Here is a 20,944-nt window from a genome sequence, read left to right as displayed (position 1 = left end):
ATGGATCGCACCGCTATGCCTGACATCTACCAGAACATGATCCAGCCCCGCGGGGCCGGATACCGCAGTGATCAGATAAAACCCTATAGCCACTACCGCGAGCCTATCGATCAGACCGATGGCCGCTTGCACGGTGAATCGCGCCGTTGGGGCGATGCCTCGCCGGAAGTGCAGTCACGCGTGATCGATACGCTGATTGAGTCTTCCCGCGAAGCCGGGCTTTCCCCGCGCGAGACCGCGCATGTGCTGGCCATCGCCCGCGTCGAATCCGGCTTCAATCCGGATGCTGCCGCCGGCACCACGTCCGCCTCCGGGCTGGGCCAGTTCATCGATGGCACTGGTAATGCCTACCAGTTGAACAACGGCAACCGCTTCGATGTGGAAGCGCAGTCTGATGCGCTGGTGCAGCACTTCATCGACAACCGCCAGCTGGCCCAGCGTCGCGGCCAGGGCGAGGAGTACATCTACAAGTACCACCACGACGGCCCGACCCGCGATTACGGTGGCCTGGGGCTGGCCGAAAGCAAGGTGATGCCGCGCCTTGCCGAGTACGAGCAGTTCGTCAAGGAGCGCCTGGCGCAGTCGCAGGGTCAGTCGCAGGGCCAGAGCCAGTCGCAGACGCAGACGCAGGCTTCGCCGGCGCAGACCGTGGGCGCGGCCGCCGCCGTGGCCGGTGGCGCAGTGGCTGGCGTTGCTGCCGCGCAGGCAGCGCAGCAGCAGAAGGGATCGTTCCAGCACACCATGCAGGTGATGCTGCCGCCGCAGAACGGGGTCAAGCCGCACATCACCGGGCATTACGGTGAGGAACGCGGTGCCAAGGACCACGGCGGTACCGACTTCAACTATGTCGGTGGCCAGACCGGGGTCAATCGGCAGCATCCGACGATCAACGCGCCGATCTCGGGCAAGGTGACCTTCGCCGGTGGCACCTACGGCACGGTGAAGATCCTGGATGCGCAGGGCAACTCGCACGAGATCCTGCATATGAACAACGTGCAGGTGAAGGAAGGCCAGACCATCCAGGCCGGGCAGCCGATCGGCACGATGGGGGGACGCGGCCCGAATGGTGCCGATCAGTACGCCCAGCACGTGCACTACCAACTGAAGGACCCGGCCGGGAGGCTGCAGAGCCCGGAAGCGTTCTGGGACCAGCGCCGCGTGCAGGACGGTGCCGCAGCCGGACAGGGACGCGCCGAGGACGCCTCATCGGTGCTGCGCCACGGCGCACGCAGCGAAGAAGTGGCCAAGCTGCAGCAGGAGCTGAACCGTCAGGGCATCCGCGATGCCAACGGCAACCGGCTGGCCGAGGACGGCCGTTTCGGCGACCACACGCGCGATGCGGTGACTGCCTACCAGCAGGCCAATGGCCTGAAGGCCGATGGCATTGCCGGACCGCAGACGCTGGGTCGGTTGAGTGAGGGTCGGCAGGCCACGCACGGGCATTCGCATGAGGCCCCGGTACGTGGACCGCAGCTGGGCGAGGCCGGGCATGCGGATACCCCGTTGCACGCGGCGATCCGTGGCCAGCTGCCGTCAGCGGTGTCCAACGACATGGCCGCGCACATCACCCACATGGCCAAGCAGGCCGGCATCGACAGCCCGGAGAAGCTGCAGGGCGTTGCGGTGCAGGATGGCAAGGCGTTCGTGATGGGCACCACGCCGGGCTTCCGCGCGATGGTGGACATGAGCCAGCCGGCACCTGCAGCCGAGCAGACCAGTGCCACGCTGCTGGGCGAGCGGATGAGTGCCCAGGTGCAGCAGGGCCAGGAAGAGCAGCAGCGCGCTGCGGTGGCGATGCGCTGAGGCGCGACTCCACCGGTGGGAGTCTGGTGGGAATCCGGTGGGTGACGACCGTTGGTCGTCACCTGCTGGGCGGAAAAGCGTGACGACCAACGGTCGTCACCCACCGAAGCAAGCTGCGCACCCACCGAAGGGCTGGTCCGCCCACCGAAGCAGGGCGGCCCACCTACCGCTATGTCACTCGGCCGGGGGCTGCGGCTTTTCCATCGCGGCGACCACCTGTTCGAGTGCATCAAGCTTCTCGCGCGTGCGCAGCAGCACCGCGCGCTGTACGTCGAACTCCTCCCGGGTGACCAGGTCCAGCTTGGACAGGCCGGCCTGCAGGGCGCTCTTGAAGGTGGACTGCAGCTCTTCGCGCGATTGGCGCAGCCCCGGCGGCACCAGGTCGCTGAGGCGGCGGGCGAGGTCATCCAGCTGGTTGAGGTCGATCATGGGGGCTCCTGGGACTGCCGCGTGGCCGCCACCACAGGCGGGCGCCACGTGCATTACGAATGAGGGATGCCAAGGATACTCTCGCCACTGCAGGCGCACAGGCGCTATCCTCGCGGCCGAGTACAGGAGGATCCACGATGAAGATGGTCATGGCGGTGATCAAGCCGTTCAAGCTCGATGACGTGCGCGAAGCGCTGGCCGAGCGCGGGGTCACCGGGATCACGGTGACCGAGGTGAAAGGCTTCGGGCGGCAGAAGGGCCACACCGAGCTGTACCGCGGCGCCGAATACGTGGTGGACTTCCTGCCCAAGGTGAAGCTGGAAGTCGCCGTTACCGACGATCAGGTGGAGAGCGTGGTCGAATCGATCGTCAAGGCGGCCGGCACCGGCAAGATCGGCGACGGCAAGGTATTCGTGTACGAGCTGGGCAGCGTGGTGCGCATCCGTACTGGCGAACTGGACGCAGACGCGCTGTAAGGCGCCGCTCTGGTAGCGCCGAGCCGTGCTCGGCGAGCGCAGCGGCAAAGGCAAGGGCGTGACGACCAACGGTCGTCACCCACCAGATGCAAAGGGCATGACGGCCAGCGGCCGTCACTACCGGAGCCAGAACGGCAGCGCCGAGCCGTGCTCGGCGAGCGCAGCGGCGCGTCACCCTCCGCCGAGCATGGCTCGGCGCTACCTAACCAACCCGTTTTGCCCACGCGTAGAAGCGCTTCCAGCCCCGGCGGATGGCGGCCACCCAGCCCGGGTCGGCCACGCGCGCGGCCAGCGCGTCGCTGGGCAGCTGGCCGGTCAGGCGCTGGCGCATCTTCACCAGGTTCTTCAGGTCGCTGCGGCTCAGCTGGCGGCTGATCGGGTTACGCCGCAGCCAGCGCGGCGTGCGCCAGGCCGAGGTGAAATCCAGCAGCACCGGCACCCCTCCACTGACCACCACGTTGGTGCCATGCAGGTCGTTGTGGGTGATGCCGGCGGCATGCAGGCGGTCCAGCGCCTGCTGCAGTTGTTCGAACACCTCACCGCCCACCGCCTGCGCGGTACTCAGGGTCTGCCCGGGAATGAACTCCATGCCCAGCGCGAGGCCGCCGATGGTGCCCAGCAGGGCGGGGGCATGTTTCCAGCCGTTCAGGCGCTGCAACATGTGGGCTTCGTGATGCACCAGCACGCGCGCGAGCAGGGACAGCGGCGTGCCCCGATAGCGCGTGTAGTCCTTCACCACGGCCGGCTGTCCGTCCATGCAGGTGCGATAGACGTCCGGTTCGAGGAAACGTTCGCCGCGCTTGAGCAGCAGCGGCATCGCGGCGTCGTCGCCGCAGATCGGAGAGGGGGAAGTAACAGGGGTGTCCATGACGTTCTCTGACAGCCCGGTGGGTGGCGCAGAGCGTCAAGCGAACCGGTGGAAGGGCATTAGCGGAGGCGCTAATTTTAGTACCCGCCAGTTCTCTATTGAATAATTGTGACGGGTTCGGCAGCGCAACAGTGCGTCATACCACTCGGACAATCTTGTCTCATTTGTTTTTTGTTCGTTATCCATCAACAAGTTGCGCCTTGGGCGGCGGTCGCTTCAAGCCAAACCGGACATGAATGCGGACGTGGCAGTCGCCCGTGCAACGCTGCCAACGCCCCGCGGCGCTTGACCGGCGTCGCCCAGCTGCCGACCATTGCGCGTTCCCTGCGCGCCTGGTCGGACCGCCTGGTCGGCACGTCCCCCGTTCCCGTGCGTTACCGGCGCGGCTGCGTGCGCGCCCGTTCCCTGCCCACTGCGTCCGGCCCCCGCCGGAGGAATCATCAATGATCAAGATCGTGCTGGCCGTGCTGTTCATCGCCTGCGTGTTGTACATCCATTATCGCGGCAAGGTCCGCGCGCGCTGGTCGCGCCAGTTGCTGGACCACTCCAGCTTCATGGCGCCGATCAACGTGGTCATGTATCTGTTTTCGAAGGTGCCGACTACGCCGTTCCTGGATCCGGGCAAGGAGTTCCCGCAGTTGGAACCGCTGCGGCAGAACTGGACCGTGATCCGCGACGAGGCGCTGGCGTTGCGCGATGCGCAGAAGATCGCTGCCTCAAGCAGCTTCAACGATGCCGGCTTCAATTCGTTCTTCCGCCGTGGTTGGAAGCGCTTCTACCTGCGCTGGTACGGCCCGTCGCATCCATCGGCCAAGCAGTTCTGCCCGCAGACCGTGGCGCTGATCGAGTCGATCCCGGACGTGCGCGCGGCGATGTTCGCCCAGCTTCCGCCGGGCAGCGAGCTGCGCCCGCACCGCGATCCGTTCGCCGGTTCGCTGCGGCTGCACTTGGGGCTGAGCACACCCAACGATGACCGCTGCTACATCGAGGTGGATGGCGTGCGGAAGAGCTGGCGCGATGGCGAATGGATGATGTTCGACGAGACCTACATCCACCACGCGCACAACGAGACCGAGCAGGACCGCGTGATCCTGTTCTGCGATATCGCCCGTCCGCTGCGTTTCGGCCTGCCTGGCCTGTTCAACCGGGCGGTGGCGTCCACGCTGCTGGCCGGTGGCGCCTCGCCGAACCTGCCGGGCGACCCGACCGGTGGGGTGAACAAGGCGTTCGGCGGCGTCTACAAGGTGCGGCTGAAGGCCAAGGCGCTGCGTGCGCGCAGTGCGTTCGCCTACCACGCGATCAAGTGGGGTCTGGTGGTGGCGGTCATCGCGGGCATCTGGGCGATCTGACGCTGGCTGGTCCGGGCCGGGCTAGATGTCCAGCTCCAGCTGCGTTCCACGGCAACCGGACACACAGGGCAGCATCAGTGATGAATGCTGTCGTTCGTGCTCGCTCAGGATGCCATCGCGGTGGTCGACCTCGCCGCTGACCACCCGGGTGGCGCAGCTGCCGCAGACGCCTTGGTGGCAGCCATTGGGAATGGCGACGCCGCTGCGCAGCAGGAAGTCCAACAGGCTTCCCTGGCCATCGTAATGGAGCCGCGTACGCGAGTGCGCCAGCACCACGTCGTAGCCCCTGGGGGGCAGGCTGCCGGGCAGGCGCGAAGAAGCGCTGAAGCGTTCCACATGGGCACGCGTGATGCCAAGCCGCCTACAGGCCAGCCCAAACGCGTCGAGCATCGGCCCCGGCCCACAGCAGTAGAAATGCGTAGCAGGCGGATGCGCCGCGAGCAGTGGCAGCAGATCGGGCGGGCCCCCACATTCATCGTCGAACAGGCAGGTGAGCGCGTTTCCCAACGGGGTGAGGTCCTGCAGGAAGACCGCGTCCTGCCGCGAACGCGCGCTGTAGTACAGATGCAGCGGACGCTGCCGTGCGGCAAGATGCCGGGCCATGCACAGCAGCGGGGTAATGCCGATGCCGCCGGCGATGAGCACGCTGTTTTCTGCCGGCTCATGCAACGGGAACGCATTGCGCGGCAATGAGGCCTGCAGGGAATCGCCCTCGCGCAGTTGCGTATGCAGGTAGTGCGATCCGCCCCGTCCCTCGGCAGCCAGCAGGATGCCCAACTGGTAACAGCGGGCATGCTCAGGCGCATTCATCAGCGAATAGCTGCGCACCCGCGCATCGGGAAGCGCCAGGTCGACATGTGCGCCCGCGGTGAATCCTGCCAGCGGAAGGGCGGTGGCGGGAACGAGCTCGATCACGATGACGCGGCTGCTGCGACGCTGCAGGCGGTTCACGAACGTGGATTGCCACGCGGCCTGCGGTAATGCCGTGGTGGTGTCGGAAAGGGGGGCGTTCACGGGACACCCTTCAGCGTGTTTGAGGCATCACGGCCTGGAGCGCTGGACATTTCCGCGCAGGCGAGCAACACGCACCCTGCGATGATGGCGGCGGCCTGAGCTGCGTCGGAAGGTGAAAGGCGTGACGGCGCAATGCGCAGGCACCGGTCGCGGGCATCGGTGCCGCTGCAGTGGGTTGTTCCCGCCGGCAGGATCGCCACGCCGGCCTCAGCGGCCAGGCGGACGACGCGGCGGGCGCAACCGGGCGGTACCCAGAGGGTGATGAAGTAGCCGCCGGATGGCCGGCTCCAGTGCACGTCCTGCAGCGCTGAAAGCCGCCGCGCGAAAACCTTCAGGACCTGCGCGAACCGCTGCTGGAGCATGTGGCCGTGCTGCTGCATGTGGCGGGAAACCCCGGCTGCGTCGCCGAAGAAACGCAGATGCCGCACCTGGTTCACCTTGTCCGGCCCGATGGTGCACGCCCGCTGCGCCGCCAGCCACCAGCCCAGCAGGCGCGCACTGCCTCCCAACAGGGCAATACCGGCGCCGGGGATGGTCATCTTCGAGGTGGAACCGAACAGCAGCGCGCGATCCGGATTGCCGGCCGTCGCGCAGGCGTCGTACAGGCCGGGCGGCGCCGGCGCCTGCGGAGCGAAGTCATGGACGGCGTAGGCGTTGTCGCAGAACAGCGTGAAGTCCGCTGCTGCTGTCTTCATCGTTGCCAGCCGGCGCAGCACCTCCTCGCTATAGGTGGCGCCGCAGGGGTTGGAGTGCCGTGGCACGCACCACATCCCCCGGATCAGCGGATCCCGGGCCACCTGTCTCTCCACCTGGTCCATGTCGGGACCATCGACGCCAATCGGTACCGGCACCATCGTTATGCCATGGTCGCGGCATATGGCGAAATGGCGGTCGTACCCCGGAACCGGGCAGAGGAAGCGGATTTGCCTGGCCGCTGCCCACGGGGCGTGGCCGGGCAGGCCAGTACGCCACGCCAACCCGATGGCGGCGTGCATCAGCGCCAGGCTGCTGTTGCCGCCCACTGCGGCCTGAGCGGCCGGCACGCCGAGCAGCAACGGTGCGAGCAGGGCCCGTAGCTGGGGAATTCCCTGTTGGCCGCCGTAGTTGAGCCAATCCTGGCCGTCCTCGCTGTCAAACGGCGCCGGCCCCGGCAGCGACAACATCGCGTGCGACAGCGCGATCTGCTCGGCAGAGGGCAGCCCACGGGTCATGTCCACCGCCAACGGTGCGTCCCGGCAGGCGGCATGCCATGCCTGCAGTTCTCCGAGGTCATCGGAGGGAAGGGCGGGGCCGGTCATCTCAGCCGACTCCCAGCAGCAAGGCCGCCGCGTAGAGTGCGGTGCAGGCCATCAGGGGGCGGAACACACTGCGCAGCCATAACGCCAGGCCGCCCGCGAGGATGACGATTGCCAGCTTCAACAGCGCGTCGGCATCGTGCAGATGCGCCACAGGCCGCGTAAAGAAGGATTCGCCGAACAGGGCCAGGTAGATCACGCTGCCCATCACCGCCGAGGCCGCATGCTGCAGCAACCGGACCACCGGGCTTTCCGAGGAGAGGGTCAGTCGCCGGAACACCAGCAGCGGGATGGAACGCATGAGGTAGGACGCGGCGGCAGCGGTGCCGATCAGGAGCCAGCCGTTCATGGCGCAGCCCTCTGTGAGCGGTTATCCATCGCACATAGCAGAGCGGCAATGCCGATCGGAACCACCAGCACATGCAGGCTTCCCAGTAGCCCGCCTATCAACGGAGTGAGCACGAAGCCGGCCACGGTCGCCTGCAGTGCCCGGTTTCCACCGGCAGCGTGGCAGGCCAGCGCGGTGAAGTGCACCGGCAGGATGATCGTGACGAGCTGCGCTACCAGCGCTGACGGGGTCGCGCCGATGAGGTGGCCGGCTGCAGTGGCCGCGATGGCGCAGCCCAGCGTCGTGGCGCCGCACCCGAGGTAGTAGGCGTACACATCGCCGGGCCCTTTGCCGCATCGGCTGGAAAGCGTGAAGGTGGAAATGGACAGCAGTTGTGCCGACAGCAGCGACCGCCCCAGGCTGACATGCTGGAACTGCTCGGCGAGCACCGAGGACATGATGACGAAGCGGAAATTGACCAGCACCGTGGCCGCCAGCAGGGCGACCAGCCCCAGCGTGTCCGACTGCTGGACGATCAGGGCCTGCAGTGGGGCGGCGTGGACGGTCAGGGTCATGACGGTAGCCTGCAACAGTGAAAATCCCGCTTTGCTGGCCAGCGCGCCGATCGAGGAAAACAGGAATCCGAAGGTAAGGCAGACGGGCAGGGAGTCGCGGCACCCCTGCAGGAAGCTGCTGCGCGCGGCTGGCGAGGCATTCATTCCACGCCTCCCTGATCGCCAACAGGGGGGCGCAGCCCATTGAGCAGTTTCACGCTTTCGGCGAGCGTGCCGCCACGGGTCTCAAACCCCACCACGCCCCGCCAGCGCGCGGCTGAGATGGCGGCTACCAGCGCACCGAAGGGCAGGTTGCCGGCGCCCAACGGCAAATGCGCGTCGCGATCCTGGTTGTTGTCACTGAAGGACATGCCGACGATGCGAGGGCGGAAGCGCCGGAACATCGCCACCGGGTCGCCGCCGTTGACGTAGGCGTGGGACACATCGAAGAAAAGATGCAGGCCGGGGACCTGTTCCAGCACCGTGGCGATTTCATCGGGGGTGGTGCAGATGTAATAGAAGGGATGGAAGCGGGTGTAGTTGCACAGGTTTTCCAGCCAGATCTGCACGCCGCGCGGTGCGGCATAGGCAACCAATGCGCGGAGGTTGGCGATCAGCTGGTGCAGCCCCGCCTGGCGCACGTCGGCAACCAGCCGTGGTTCCACCACCCCGCCGCCATGCACGATCAGTGGCGCGCCGCCCAGCCGGCTGCAGATATCGACTTCGCGGCAGGCATAGTGCAGCGCGGCGGTAGCCAGCGCCGGAACGTCGCTGCCGAGCGGAGATTTGAAATTGCCGTGGTAGATCGGCCGCATGCCGGTCTGCTGCATCAGTTCCAGCAGTGTTTCCAGGCGCTCTGGTGGGAAATCTTCCGGGCGTTCGCCGTGCAGGCTTCCGTCCACGTACCAGTGGCTGTAACCTTGTTGCAAGGCGCGCGCGAGGCCCGACTCGGCGTCCAGGTAGTCCTGTTGGGCGGCCGCGGCCATGAAGTCCGGCCATGACGCGGCGGACGAAGGGGGAAACGCTGCGTAATCGGAAACCGGGCTGTCCATGGTCGACGCTCGCTGCAGGATGTGCAGCTACTCTGCGCGGGGCAGAACGCGTCGTATGTCGGTCAATAACGTCCCAGGCGGTGGCAGTTTGCCGGTGTGCGCGGTAAGTTGGACGCTGCTGCGATAGGGCCGAGGTCGCTCGGCCCTATCCACCCTCGATCCGATCAGCGCTTCAGCGCGGCCTGCACGAACGGCGGCGTCACCAGCACGCCGGTATGCAGCGCGGCGGTGTAATACAGCGTGTCAAAGCCCTTTGCAGCGGCGTCGGACTGGCGGAAATCAAACCCGCTTTCGCCCTTGCGCGCCAGCGTCACGCTCCACCAGCCCGTGGGGTAGCACGGCTGCGGGAACGGCAACGTCTTGAACGAACCGAAGCCGGCCTTGCCCATCTCGGTGCGCATTTCGTTGATCAGTTCCAGCTGCATCAGCGGCGATTCGGACTGCTGCACCAGGATGCCGTCGTCCTTCAGGGCCTTGAAGCAGCTCTCGTAGAAGGCCTTGTTGAACAGGCCTTCGCCGGGGCCGACCGGGTCGGTCGAATCGACGATCACCACGTCCACGCTGCCGGCCGGGCAGTTGGCCATGTAGGCCACGCCGTCGTCGAACATCAGTTCGGCGCGCGGATCATCGTTGGAATCGCACAGTTCCGGGAAGTGCTTGCGCGCCATCACCGTGACCTGCTCGTCGATATCGCACTGGGTCACGCTCTCCACGTTCTTGTGCTTGAGCACCTCACGCAGGGTGCCGCAGTCACCGCCGCCGATGATGACCACGCGCTTGGGGGCGGCGTGGGTGAACAGCACCGGGTGGCTGATCATCTCGTGGTAGAAGAAGTTGTCCTTGCTGGTCAACATGATGGCGCCATCGATGGTCATCAGGTTGCCCCAGTCAGTGGTCTGGAAGATCTCGATCTTCTGGAACGGTGACTGCACTTCGTCCAGCTTGCCGGTGATGCGGTAGCCGATGGCCGAGCCAGTGCGCTCGAAGTGTTCGATATACCAGTTGCTGTTGTCAGTCATGGAGGAGCAATCCTTTTCGGAGGATGGGACGCCGGGCTGGCGGAAGCGGGGCCGCAGGGCGGCCCACCCGTTCAGGTCCAGGGCAGCGACCACGGGCGCGGGCGCGCATGATAACGAACCCTTCGTCGATCAGGGGTTATCATGCACCCCCTTTTTTACCAACCAGGCCGACTTCCATGACCGATTGGTCCCTCGACCAAGCCCGCAAGACCTACTCGATCCCGCATTGGGCGGACGGTTACTTCGACGTGGATCAGGCCGGGCACATGGTGGTGAGGCCGACCGGGGCCGATGGCCCGGTGGTTTCGCTGCCCGATGTGGTCGATGCGGCGCGCGCCAACGGGGCCAAGCTGCCCCTGCTGGTGCGCTTCCCGGACATCCTGGGCCAGCGCCTGGGCAAGCTGCAGGCCGCCTTCGCGCAGGCCCAGGCCGATTGGGAGTACCCGGGCGGCTACACCGCCGTGTACCCGATCAAGGTCAACCAGCACCGCGGCGTGGCCGGCACCCTGGCCAGCCACCACGGTGAAGGCTTCGGCCTGGAAGCAGGCAGCAAGCCGGAACTGATGGCCGTGCTGGCGCTGTCGCGCCCGGGCGGGCTGATCGTCTGCAACGGCTACAAGGACCGCGAGTACATCCGGCTGGCGCTGATCGGCCGCAAACTGGGCCTGCAGACCTACATCGTCATCGAGAAGCCGTCCGAGTTGAAGCTGGTGCTGGAAGAGTCCAAGGCGCTGGACGTGAAGCCGGGCCTGGGCGTGCGCATGCGGCTGGCCTCGCTGGGTGCGGGCAAGTGGCAGAACAGTGGGGGCGACAAAGCCAAGTTCGGCCTGTCCCCGCGCCAGTTGCTGGACCTGTGGAAGTCGTTGCGCGATACCGAATACGCCGACTGCCTGAGCCTGCTTCACTTCCACATGGGCTCGCAGATCTCCAACGTGCGCGACATCGCCAACGGCATGCGCGAAGCCACCCGCTACTACGTGGAAATGTCGCAGCTTGGCGCGAAGATCACCCACGTCGACGTGGGCGGTGGCTTGGGCGTGGATTATGAAGGCACCCGTTCGCGCAGCTTCTGCTCGATCAATTACGGGCTCAACTCGTATGCCAGCAGCATCGTGCAGCCGCTGGCCGATGCCTGCAAGGAACACGGCTTGAAGCCGCCGCGCATCGTCACCGAGTGCGGCCGCGCGATGACCGCCCACCATGCGGTGCTGATCGCCAACGTGTCCGAAGTGGAACAGGCGATGGAAGGCCGCGTGCCGGACCAGCACGACGACGAGCCGGCATCGATCCGCCACCTGCGCGAGATCCATTCCGAACTGGGCCAGCGCCCGGCGATCGAGCTGTTCCAGGAAGCCCAGCATTTCCATGCAGAAGGCCTGTCCAGCTACGCGCTGGGCCAGATCGACCTGCCGCAGCGTGCGCGCATCGACGACCTGTTCTATGCCATCGCCCATGCCGTGCGTGCCCGCCTGAGCTTCGACGAGAAGAGCCATCGGCCGGTGCTGGACGAGCTCAACGAGCGGCTGGTGGACAAGTACTTCGTCAACTTCAGTGTGTTCGAATCGATCCCGGACGTGTGGGCCATCGACCAGGTGTTCCCGATCGTGCCGATCGAGCGGCTGCACGAGCAGCCGGACCGTCGCGGCATCATCGCCGACATGACCTGCGATTCGGACGGCATGGTGGAAACCTACGTCGGCAACGAGAGCCTGGACAGTTCGCTGCCGCTGCATGCGCTGCGTTCCGGTGAAAGCTACCGGATCGGGTTCTTCATGGTCGGTGCGTACCAGGAGATCCTGGGCGACATCCACAACCTGTTCGGCGATACCGATGCAGTGGAAGTGCGTGCCGACGCGGGGGGCTATGCGATCACCCAGCAGCGCCGTGGTGATACCACCGATGTGATGCTGGACTACGTGGGCTACAGCCTGGCCGAACTGCGCGCGACCTACGCCGAGCGGGTGGCCGCAGCGGACCTTACGGCCGAGCGCGCACAGGAGCTGTCCGAGGCGTTGGAAGCCGGGCTGACCGGTTACACGTACCTGTCCGACGAACCGCTGATGTAAGCGGGGTGTGGTGGGTGGACGACCGCCGTGTGGTGGTTGACGACCCTCTTCTGGTGGGTGACGACCGTTGGTCGTCACCCACCAAACCACTACCGGCGGGTCAGCCCGCCGGCAGCCACAGGGTGGCGCGCAGGCCGGGTGAGGCGTTTTCCAGTTTCAGCTCGCCGCCATGACTGGTGGCGATGTCGCCGACGATCGCCAGGCCGAGGCCGCTGCTGTCTTCGCGCTGGTCCAGCCGCACGCCCCGCTGCAGCACGGTCTGCAGCTGCGATTCCTGCAGCCCCGGGCCGTCATCGCGCACGTCGATGCGAAGCCGTTTCCCGTCCACCGAAGCACTGACCTGAACCCGCTGCGCGGCCCACTTGCCGGCGTTGTCCAGCAGGTTGCCGAGCATTTCTTCCAGATCGGCGGCATCACCGGCAAAGCGCAGTGCCGGATCGATGGTATCGCTGCTGAAGTGCACGCCGCGCCCGCCGTGTACGCGGGCCATCAGGCGGCACAGCGACTGCACCACCGGGGCAACGTCGGCGCGCTGCCGGTGATCGACCGCCAGCCCTGCCGCCAGATAGCGTTCGATGCTGGCCTGCATGTGCCCGCCCTGCGCGCGCACGGTCTGCTGCCAGTCGCCACCGGGATGTTCTGCTTCTGCTGCGAGCACGCTCAGCGGTGTCTTCAGCGCGTGGGCCAGGTCCTGTGCGCTGGTACGCGCCCGCGCCACCATGCGCTGGTGATGGTCGAGCAGGGCGTTGAGTTCCTCAGCCAGCGGCGCGATCTCCGTGCTCAAGCCACGGGTGTCCACCCGCTGGGCTTCGCCGCGGCGCACGCCTTCCACCTGTTGCCCCAGACGCCGCAGCGGGCGCAGGCCGAAGTGGATCTGGCTGCCCAGCACCGCCAGCCAGACCGCGACCAGCACCGCCAGGGCCAACGCGCTGCGTTGCCGGAACTGCGCCACCTGGGCCTGCAGGTCGCTGCGATCAAGCGCCACCAGAACCTGCAGCGGCGCCTGTGCGCGCGGCAGGCGGACTTCGCGGGCCAGCACGCGCAGCGGCTGCTGCAGCGGACCGGTGATGTCGGCGGCAATGCCCGCGCTGCTTGCGGTCGGCGCGGTGAGGCTTTCATCCCACAATGAGCGCGACTGCAGCAGGGGCGTTCCGTCGGCCGCACCGACCTGCCAGTAGGCACCGGAGAACACCCGCTGGAAGCGGGCTTCGTTGGGCTCCTGCCGTAGCACCACGCGCCCGTCCGGATTGACTTCGGCCTGTGCCAGCACAGTCAGCAGGTCCTGCTCCAGCGCCGCATCCAGGCTGTCACGCGCGGCGCGTTCGAACAGGTGGCCGAGCAGGGCGGTGGCCAGCGCGGTGACCAGCAGCAGGCCGAGTCCGCCTGCCAGCAGCAGCCGGTTGCGCAGCGAGGCGCGCTTCATTGTGCCGCCTTCATGCGGGTGCCGTCAGGCGCCAGCCCTGGCCGCGCACGGTCTGGATCAGGTCGACGCCGAGCTTGCGCCGTACCCGTCCGAGCAGCACATCCAAGGCATTGGAATCCGGATCGAAGCCGCTGTCGAACACGTGCTCACCCAGCCGCTCGCGGCTGATCACCGTATCCACGTGGTGGATGAAGTAGCCGAGCAGGCGGAACTCCTGCGGGCTGAGTGAGAGCTCGCTGCCGTGCAGGCTGAAGCGCCCCGCGTTGACGTCCAGCTGCAGCGGCCCGCACTGCAGGCGCGGACTGGCATGGCCGGTGCTGCGGCGTATCAGCGCACGCAGGCGCAGCACCAGTTCGTCCGGCTGGAAGGGTTTGGTCAGGTAGTCGTCGGCGCCGGCATCGAAGCCGGCCAGTTTGTCGTGCCAGCGCCCGCGTGCGGTCAGCACCAGCACCGGGAAGGTACGGCCATTGCCGCGCCAGCGTTCGATGATGCTCAGGCCATCCAGGCCCGGCAGGCCGAGGTCCACGATGGCCGCCTGCACGTCTTCGACCTGGCCATGTTCTTCGGCCGCACGGCCATCGGCGAATGCATCCACCACGAAGCCGGCCTGCTCCAGCAGGGGCTGCAGGCGTTGCGCCAGGTCGTGGTCATCTTCGGCGAGCAGGATCCGCATCAATCGTCCAGTTCGGTCTTCAGCAGCGTGCCGTTGCGCGCATCATAGTCCAGCTCCACCACCACGCCGTCGGGGCGCAGGATCTCGACTTCGTACACGCCATCATCCAGTTCCACTTCCAGCAGCTTGCCGGGATGGCGCCGCATGGCATCGCGCACCACGTCTTCCAGCGGCACGTAGCGGCCCTGTTCCACGGCACGCCGCGCCGTCTGCTGGGCATGGTCGTCGCCTGCCGTCACCGGCAGGGCGGGCAGTAGCGCGAGCGCGATCACGACGATGATTTTCAACGGATACATGCGCCTATCAATAGCGCAGTGGACTAACCGTTGGCTAACAGCTGGGGCTAGGTGGCTGTTAGGTGTGCTGGGCAGACTGTGTTGGCCGGACCCGCTGCGGTCCATCTTTCCGGAGAACACCATGAACAAGCTGTCCCTGATTGCTGGCGCCACCGTTGCCGCCCTGCTGGGTACCACCGTGGCGGTCACCGCCCACGCCGCTCCGCTGGGCCTGGCCCAGGTGGAACAGAAGCTGCGTGACGCCGGCTACAGCCGCATCCACGAGATTGAAAAGGATGACGGGCTGTGGGAAGCCGACGTGACCCGCGACGATGGCCGCTTCCGCGAAGTCTATGTCGACCCGAAGACCGGCGAGATCTTCGACGAGTTCGACGGCAGGAGCCAGTTGAACATCGACCAGCTGCTGGCCAAGGCCAAGGAGCAGGGCCTGAAGGACATCCATTCGGTCGAGCGCGATGGTGCAACGTGGCAGCTGGAAGCACGTAACGCGCGCAACCAGAAAGTGGACGTGCGCCTGAGCGGACACGACGGCCGCATCCTGGACAGCGAGCGCGACGGCTGGCTGGATTGATCCACGCGCCACGAACCGCGGACCGGTAGCGCCGAGCCCTGCTCGGCGAGCGCAGCGGCGTTTCCGGATGCCGCCATGCCGGTCGTTGCGCTACCGGACCCCGCTTACCAGCCGAACGGCGGCGGACGGCCCCAGTAACCGGGGCCCGGGCCGTAGCCGCCGCCGAAACCACCGCCATACGGGCCGCCATCCCAGGGACCAAAGAAGCCCGGTCCCTTGCCTTCGCTGACGTGGATGTTGACGTTGACCCCGCGGGTCTTGCCTTCGTCGGTGGTGTAGTTCTTGCTCAGGTTCAGCGTGGCCGCGTTGTAGTGGCTGTTGCCGTAACCTTCGGAATAGCCGATGCCGGTGCTGACACTTCCCGAAACGCGCAGCTTGTCATCGGTGACCTCGGCGATGCCGTTATCGCTGCCGGCACGTGCGCGGGGGCCGCTCTTGTCCCCGTAGTAGGTGCCTGGGGCATCCTGCTGGAAGCTGGGATCGTTGAGATAGCGCAGCGGTTCGCTGGGCACGGCCAGGTTCAGGCCGGTGGCCGACTGCGGGCCGGTGGCGCCGGCAGCGCTCTGCGCAAGCACCGCCGAGGGGGCGCAGGCCAGGCACAGCAGGATCAAGGGGCGGATCATGGCACGACGCTCCAGCAGCGGACGGGGCAGGGCACGCGGGCCCTCATGGCGACGCTAGCAGCTGCTGGTTGAATGATGCCTGTCGTTGCGCCTGCAGGGTAGCGCCGAGCCATGCTCGGCGGGCAACAAAGGCGCCGCTGCGCTGGCCGAGCATGGCTCGGCGCTACCGGGCATCGTGTCGGACGGGAATACGTCATCGTGCGGGACGGCAGGACCGGCGTGCGTTGGCGATCAGCGTTCCAGCCTGCCGAAACCGAACAGCGATTGCAGCGGGTGGCGCCTGCGTTCGATGTTCGCGCGCAGCAGGCCGGCGCCGATCATCGAATAGGTGATGCCGTTGCCGCCGTAGGCCATCGCGAACTGGACGCGGGGCCCCCACTGCGCATGCGGCCCGAAGAACGGCAGGCCATCTGCGGTTTCGGCGAAGGTCCCGGCCCAGGCAAACGCCGGTATCGGGTCCAGCGCCGGGAACCAGTGCTTCAGTCCCTTCATGAGCTTCTTCGACTTGCCGTCAACGCGGCGGTCGCGGCGTGCCGGGACATCCACCGCATCGTCCAGCCCGCCCAGCAGCAGCCGGCCATCGCCGGTGCTGCGCAGGTACAGGTAGGGGCGCGCGCTTTCCCACACCATCGTCGTGGCCAGTGCGCCAAGTTCGTCGGCGTGCAGCGGATCGGTGATCAGCGCATAGCTGCTGCGGTTGCGTGCCACGCGCTGGTCCAGCCACCGCTGGTTGGCGTAGCCCTGGGCCAGCACCACGTGCTTGGCGCGGATCTGGATGCCGTCTTCGGTGCGTGCGGTGACCCCGCGCGCGGTGGGTTGCAGCGCATGCAGCACGGTGCGGTCGTGCACATGGCCGCCGCGCCGCTTGACCCGCTCCAGCAGCCGGTAAGTGAGGCAGTACGGGTCCACGCGCGCGGCCTGGCGGGTCAGCAGCGCAGCGTCGCCGTCCATCCCCATGCGTTCGTGCAGGGCACCGCGGTCCAGCCAGCGTGCGTCCAACCCGTGCTTGCGGCGCGCCGCGCCCTCTTCCCGCAGGACCGGCACATGGCGCGGCTTGCTGGCCAGGTACACGCTGTCCATCTGCTTGAAATCCACCCCGCGCAGGCCGGCGGTGACTTCGCGCAGCTGCGGCAGCGCCTGCGCGCAGGCGTGGTAGGCCAGCGCCGCATCGTCTTGGCCGTACTGGCGGGCCAGGTCGATCAGGTGGGTGTCGATCTCATACTGCAGCAGGGCGGTGCTTGCCGCCGTGCTGCCCCAGCCGATGTCGCGCTGTTCGATCAACGCGACCTCGTGGCCGTGTGCGGACAGTTCGTCGGCGATCAACGCGCCGGTGATGCCGCCGCCCACCACCAGCACATCGCAGTGCAGGTCGGCTTCAAGCGGCGGGAAGGCCTGGATCAGTCCATTGCGGATGGACCAGTACGGATACCCGCTCTTCAGGTCCATGGACTCAGGCCGTCGGCTTGCCGGTGTGGGCGGTATCGATCAGTTTGGACAGATCGAAGCCCTGCTGGCGAGCGGTCGCCAGATAATGATCGCGAACAGTCTTGTCCAGGTGCGGAGTGCGCGAGAGCAGCCACAGATAATCCCGGTCCGGGCTGCCGACCAGCGACACGCTGTAATCGGGAGCGATCTGGATCACCCAGTAGTCGCCCTTGGTGAACGGTAACCAGCGCAGGCCCTTGGGCAGGAAGCTGACCGCCAGCCGCGCGCTGTCGTTATCCACGACGCTCGCCTCGCCGATGGCTTCTTCGATCTCGCCTTCCATGCGGCAGCGGTTGTGGACGCGGATGTTGCCATTGTCCTGCAGGCTGTAATGGGCCGAGACATCGGTGCAGGCTTCGGGTTCGTGGCGCATCGGCAGGCGGGCGATCTCGTACCAGGTGCCGAGGTAACGCGGCAGCTTGAGGTCGGGGACGGTCTTGAGGTCGTTGGGGGTGGTCATGGGGCTCTCGTCCCGGAGGCGGTAGGCCACCTTGCCGCGCTCGCCGCCATGGCCAGGTGAAGCCGCTTTCCCATGGCGTATCCGCAACACTGCGTAGCGGCCCGTGGGTTTATCGGGCCGATATGCAGGTCCATGCTGACGAACAGTTACAAGGAGTGATGCCGATGTACCAGGTGATCCTGTTGAAATCCGAATCCAGCTTCGCGCGGGCGCGTTGGGAGCAGGTCGAAGAGGTGGTCGACCACGAGGGCGTGGCCTACACGCTACGTGCCGGCCCGCGCCAACCGCTGCCCACCGACCGCGCCTGGGACCCGATCGTGGTGTACGCCCCGGAAGAGATTCCCGAAGAGGAGTTCCAGGAGTGGTACGCCGCCCAGCAGCCGCGGGTGGAGGAGCTACGCCTGAAGTACTGATCCGATCCCCACCCGACACGTCGTATAGTCCGCGCAGGCGCGGTGGTCCGCGTATGCCGGTATCGTGTTTTGTCTCTTTCCAGCCTGATTCCAAAGCGCGGTGCCGCCGTCGGCCTGCTGATGTTGCTGTTCCTGGCCGGCGCTCCGGTGCTGGCGCAGGAGCCGGCCGAACTGACACCTGACGCCCAGGTAGCCCGGGCCGAGGCCACGCTGAAGTCGGCGCGGGCCTCGCTGGACGATGCTGAAACGCCCGATACGCTGGCCACCCTGAGCGAGCGGGCCAAGGCGGCCAAGGACGATGCGGACGCGGCCGCCAAGGCGCTGCAGCCGCAGCTGGACCAGCTCAACGAGCAGCTGGCGCCACTGGGCGAAGTGGCGGAGGGCAGCACCGAAGCACGCGAAGTGGCGGTGCAGCGCACCAACTTGACCAAGCAGCGGAACAGCATCGACGGCACCCTCAAGCGGGCCGAACTGGCGGTGGTCAACGCCAACCAGCTGGCCGCGGACATCGAAAAGCTGCGGGCCAGCCAGTTCAGCGAAGAACTGGGTCGCAAGGTGGCGTCGCCGTTGTCGCCGGCCTTGTGGGGCCAGGTCGCCGCGACCGCACCGGCCGATACCACGCGGGTGCTGGCGCTGTACCGGTTGGGCACCAATGCGGTACGCGATGCGTTGAAGCGCGAGGGCTGGGGCCTGCCGCTGCTGGGCCTTGGCGTGTGTCTGGTGCTGTTCTTCCCGGTGCGGCTGTGGCTGCGTGCGCTGGGTCGGCGTTATGCGGCCGCCGAAAACGCGCCGCAGGGGCGCCTTCGCCGGACCGGCCTTGCGGTCTGGCTGCTGCTGGTGGGCACGGCGATACCGGGGCTGGCGGCCTGGGCGCTGGTGGCGGCGATGGACGCGGTCGGTGCCATCCCGCCGCGCCTGCAGTCCCTTTCCAATTACTTCCTGGGCGCCACGTGCTTTGCCGCCTTCATCGTCGCCCTGAGTGCCTGCCTGCTGGCCCCCAAACGGCCGTCGTGGCGCCTGTTGGACCTGGACGACACCGCAGCGCGCAACCTGCGCAAGTACGCGTGGAGCGCGGCGGCGGTGAGCTGGGTGAGCATCATGCTGGCGGCGGTGGATCGCGCGGCGCGCACCAGCGAGATCAACACCATCGCGTTGGACGGGGTGATCGCGCTGATTTACCTGTGCCTGATCATGGCGATGCTGGTCACGCTGTCCCGATTGCACCGGCGGCAGACCGCCGAGGCCGCCGAGCGCGCCGAAGCGCAGGCGGCCGATGCACGCGCTCGTGGCCCGGCGCACCGCAGTGGCTGGATCGTACTGACCCGCGTGGCCGGCAACGTGGTGGTGGCCGCGGCGATCATCGCCTCGCTGTTCGGTTACCTCAATTTTGCCAAGTTCGTGACCTCGCAGCTGGTCTGGGGAGGAATCGTCGCGCTGACCACCAGCCTGCTGCTCAAGTTCGCCGACGACCTGTGTACCTGGATGCTGCATCCGGACAGCCGCATCGGCCGCACCGTGGTGCTGACCACCGGCCTCAGCGCAGCACAGGTGGAGCAGGCCGGCGTGCTGCTGTCAGCCTTCAGCCGCATCGTGCTGGTGCTGCTGGCGCTGCTGATCTTCACCGCGCCGTTCGGCAATGTCGGGTCGGTGCTGGGCAGCATCGAGGCGCTGTCCGATGGCATCCCGATCGGCGGCATCACGTTGGAACCGGGCAAGATCGTACTGGCCATCGTCGTGCTGCTGGCCGGTCTGGCGTTGATGCAGGCCCTGCAGCGCTGGCTGGTGGAGACCTACCTGCCGAAGACAGAACTGGATTCGGGTGCGCAGAACTCGATCAGTACCGTGGCCCGCTATCTGGGCATCATCCTTGCGGTGCTGTGGGCACTGGGCGCGCTGGGCATTGGCATGGGCCAGCTGGCGCTGGTGGTCAGCGCGCTGTCGGTGGGTATCGGTTTCGGCCTGCAGGCGATCACCCAGAACTTCGTCTCCGGCCTGATCCTGCTGGCCGAGCGGCCGGTGAAGATCGGTGACTGGGTGAAGATTGGTGACCAGGAAGGCGACATCCGCCGCATCAACGTGCGCTCCACGGAGATCACGGTGGGCGACAAGTCGACGTTGATCGTGCCGAACTCGGAGTTGATCACCAAGACCGTGCGCAACATGACCATGGGCAGCGCGCAGGGCCGGATCCAGATCCAGTTCACCCTGCCGTTGAACGCGGACGTGGCGGCGGTGAAGCAGGTGTTGCTGGATGCCTACACGGCGCATGCCAGCGTGCTGTCCGACCCGGCGCCGTCGGTGTTCATCGATTCAATCAGCGGTGGCCAGGTGGCGATCAACAGCTTTGCCTACGTCTCCAGCCCGCGTCAGGTGTACGGCGCGCGCAGCGATCTGTTCTTCAGCCTGCTGCAGGAACTGGCGGCGAGAGGCATCGCGTTGTCCGCGCCGACGGATATCCACCTGGTGCGGGATCCTGACGCTGATCGGGTCGGCTGAGCAGGAGCAACGTCAAAAGCGTGCAGGGCTGGGGGCCGGCGGGGCAGGGTGGCTCTGCAGGACACGCCGTGAACCCGTCCATGGGGGCTCGCTTTTCGCATCCATGCGAAAAGACGGTCCTGCACAGCCACCCCGCCCCGCCTTCGACAGGTCCATGGGGGCCATGGACCTGCAGGCATCGGTAGCGCCGACCCATGGTCGGCGAGCGCAGCGGGCCGCTGGCGGGAACATTCCGCCGACCATGGGTCGGC

The 20,944-nt window shown here is 66.9% G+C and carries 21 protein-coding genes; 7 read left to right on the top strand and 14 right to left on the bottom strand.

Features of this window, described 5'->3' with window-relative positions; translation table 11 throughout:
* The first annotated feature begins 15 nt into the window (after window positions 1-15).
* Window positions 16-1,803 (top strand): peptidoglycan-binding protein, encoded by a 1,788-nt coding sequence (locus SOM47_RS11845; RefSeq protein ID WP_320505668.1) that lies wholly within the window; start codon window positions 16-18, stop codon window positions 1,801-1,803.
* Between the two features lie 174 nt (window positions 1,804-1,977).
* Here the strand turns inward: SOM47_RS11845 and ubiK are convergent, their stop codons facing one another.
* Window positions 1,978-2,232: a ubiquinone biosynthesis accessory factor UbiK gene (gene ubiK / locus SOM47_RS11840; protein ID WP_057508499.1), complete on the bottom strand. Its 255-nt coding sequence runs from the start codon at window positions 2,230-2,232 to the stop codon at window positions 1,978-1,980.
* 137 nt (window positions 2,233-2,369) lie between these two features.
* Between ubiK and SOM47_RS11835 the strand changes: the two genes are divergently transcribed.
* Window positions 2,370-2,708, top strand: a complete 339-nt coding sequence (locus tag SOM47_RS11835) for a P-II family nitrogen regulator (protein WP_042613243.1) — start codon at window positions 2,370-2,372, stop codon at window positions 2,706-2,708.
* Window positions 2,709-2,910: 202 nt separating this feature from the next.
* Here SOM47_RS11835 and SOM47_RS11830 read toward each other — a convergent pair whose 3' ends face one another.
* The gene (locus tag SOM47_RS11830; protein ID WP_320505667.1) at window positions 2,911-3,576 is read right to left on the bottom strand and encodes a BUD32 family EKC/KEOPS complex subunit; all 666 of its coding nucleotides are present in this window, start codon (window positions 3,574-3,576) and stop codon (window positions 2,911-2,913) included.
* 443 nt (window positions 3,577-4,019) lie between these two features.
* On the opposite strand from SOM47_RS11830, the gene SOM47_RS11825 reads away from it, so the two are divergent.
* The gene (locus SOM47_RS11825; protein WP_182656265.1) at window positions 4,020-4,925 is read left to right on the top strand and encodes an aspartyl/asparaginyl beta-hydroxylase domain-containing protein; all 906 of its coding nucleotides are present in this window, start codon (window positions 4,020-4,022) and stop codon (window positions 4,923-4,925) included.
* Between the two features lie 21 nt (window positions 4,926-4,946).
* Here SOM47_RS11825 and SOM47_RS11820 read toward each other — a convergent pair whose 3' ends face one another.
* The 6 genes from SOM47_RS11820 to speE all read right to left on the bottom strand — a co-directional run bounded on the left by SOM47_RS11820 (window position 4,947) and on the right by speE (window position 10,187).
* On the bottom strand, window positions 4,947-5,939 hold the full coding sequence (locus SOM47_RS11820; protein ID WP_191771147.1) for a PDR/VanB family oxidoreductase: 993 nt from the start codon (window positions 5,937-5,939) through the stop codon (window positions 4,947-4,949).
* A complete protein-coding gene (locus SOM47_RS11815) occupies window positions 5,936-7,237 on the bottom strand; it encodes an aspartate aminotransferase type Ic (RefSeq protein WP_320505666.1) in 1,302 nt (433 codons plus the stop codon). Before SOM47_RS11815 ends, SOM47_RS11820 begins: the two co-directional genes overlap by 4 nt.
* A 1-nt stretch (window position 7,238) precedes the next feature.
* A complete protein-coding gene (locus SOM47_RS11810) occupies window positions 7,239-7,583 on the bottom strand; it encodes a branched-chain amino acid transport AzlD family protein (protein ID WP_320505665.1) in 345 nt (114 codons plus the stop codon).
* Window positions 7,580-8,281, bottom strand: a complete 702-nt coding sequence (locus tag SOM47_RS11805) for an AzlC family ABC transporter permease (protein ID WP_320505664.1) — start codon at window positions 8,279-8,281, stop codon at window positions 7,580-7,582. Before SOM47_RS11805 ends, SOM47_RS11810 begins: the two co-directional genes overlap by 4 nt.
* Window positions 8,278-9,168, bottom strand: a complete 891-nt coding sequence (locus tag SOM47_RS11800) for a sugar phosphate isomerase/epimerase family protein (RefSeq protein WP_320505663.1) — start codon at window positions 9,166-9,168, stop codon at window positions 8,278-8,280. The genes SOM47_RS11805 and SOM47_RS11800 overlap by 4 nt, the downstream gene beginning before the upstream one ends.
* A gap of 164 nt (window positions 9,169-9,332) precedes the next feature.
* Window positions 9,333-10,187 (bottom strand): polyamine aminopropyltransferase, encoded by an 855-nt coding sequence (gene speE / locus SOM47_RS11795; RefSeq protein ID WP_042613250.1) that lies wholly within the window; start codon window positions 10,185-10,187, stop codon window positions 9,333-9,335.
* A gap of 176 nt (window positions 10,188-10,363) precedes the next feature.
* Here speE and speA point away from each other — a divergent pair, with 176 nt between their 5' ends.
* Window positions 10,364-12,253, top strand: coding sequence for an arginine decarboxylase (speA, locus tag SOM47_RS11790; RefSeq protein ID WP_192085110.1), 1,890 nt, complete (start codon window positions 10,364-10,366; stop codon window positions 12,251-12,253).
* Window positions 12,254-12,353: 100 nt separating this feature from the next.
* Here speA and SOM47_RS11785 read toward each other — a convergent pair whose 3' ends face one another.
* From SOM47_RS11785 to SOM47_RS11775, 3 genes are read right to left on the bottom strand one after another with little or no spacing between them, the layout of a single operon-like run.
* Window positions 12,354-13,676: a sensor histidine kinase gene (locus tag SOM47_RS11785; protein ID WP_320505662.1), complete on the bottom strand. Its 1,323-nt coding sequence runs from the start codon at window positions 13,674-13,676 to the stop codon at window positions 12,354-12,356.
* Window positions 13,677-13,686: 10 nt separating this feature from the next.
* The gene (locus SOM47_RS11780; RefSeq protein WP_042613253.1) at window positions 13,687-14,349 is read right to left on the bottom strand and encodes a response regulator transcription factor; all 663 of its coding nucleotides are present in this window, start codon (window positions 14,347-14,349) and stop codon (window positions 13,687-13,689) included.
* Window positions 14,349-14,645, bottom strand: coding sequence for a PepSY domain-containing protein (locus SOM47_RS11775; RefSeq protein ID WP_042613254.1), 297 nt, complete (start codon window positions 14,643-14,645; stop codon window positions 14,349-14,351). The genes SOM47_RS11780 and SOM47_RS11775 overlap by 1 nt, the downstream gene beginning before the upstream one ends.
* Before the next feature lie 121 nt (window positions 14,646-14,766).
* Here SOM47_RS11775 and SOM47_RS11770 point away from each other — a divergent pair, with 121 nt between their 5' ends.
* Complete coding sequence (locus SOM47_RS11770; protein ID WP_152620607.1) at window positions 14,767-15,216, top strand: PepSY domain-containing protein; 450 nt, start codon at window positions 14,767-14,769, stop codon at window positions 15,214-15,216.
* Between the two features lie 104 nt (window positions 15,217-15,320).
* Here the strand turns inward: SOM47_RS11770 and SOM47_RS11765 are convergent, their stop codons facing one another.
* From SOM47_RS11765 to SOM47_RS11755, 3 genes are all read right to left on the bottom strand, one after another.
* Complete coding sequence (locus SOM47_RS11765; RefSeq protein WP_320505661.1) at window positions 15,321-15,839, bottom strand: hypothetical protein; 519 nt, start codon at window positions 15,837-15,839, stop codon at window positions 15,321-15,323.
* A gap of 231 nt (window positions 15,840-16,070) precedes the next feature.
* Window positions 16,071-17,285: an NAD(P)/FAD-dependent oxidoreductase gene (locus tag SOM47_RS11760; RefSeq protein WP_320505660.1), complete on the bottom strand. Its 1,215-nt coding sequence runs from the start codon at window positions 17,283-17,285 to the stop codon at window positions 16,071-16,073.
* Window positions 17,286-17,289: 4 nt separating this feature from the next.
* Window positions 17,290-17,784: a lipocalin family protein gene (locus SOM47_RS11755; RefSeq protein WP_320505659.1), complete on the bottom strand. Its 495-nt coding sequence runs from the start codon at window positions 17,782-17,784 to the stop codon at window positions 17,290-17,292.
* A gap of 164 nt (window positions 17,785-17,948) precedes the next feature.
* On the opposite strand from SOM47_RS11755, the gene SOM47_RS11750 reads away from it, so the two are divergent.
* Together SOM47_RS11750 and SOM47_RS11745 are read left to right on the top strand one after the other, a co-directional pair.
* Complete coding sequence (locus tag SOM47_RS11750) at window positions 17,949-18,197, top strand: hypothetical protein (RefSeq protein ID WP_320505658.1); 249 nt, start codon at window positions 17,949-17,951, stop codon at window positions 18,195-18,197.
* A gap of 120 nt (window positions 18,198-18,317) precedes the next feature.
* Complete coding sequence (locus SOM47_RS11745) at window positions 18,318-20,693, top strand: DUF3772 domain-containing protein (protein ID WP_320505809.1); 2,376 nt, start codon at window positions 18,318-18,320, stop codon at window positions 20,691-20,693.
* Window positions 20,694-20,944 lie beyond the last annotated feature (251 nt).

Origin of the sequence: Stenotrophomonas sp. CFBP8980 (assembly GCF_034046095.1) — a bacterium.
GTDB lineage: Bacteria > Pseudomonadota > Gammaproteobacteria > Xanthomonadales > Xanthomonadaceae > Stenotrophomonas > Stenotrophomonas lacuserhaii.
Note: the sequence above shows the minus strand (reverse complement) of the source record. Positions and strands in the feature narration are given on the sequence as shown.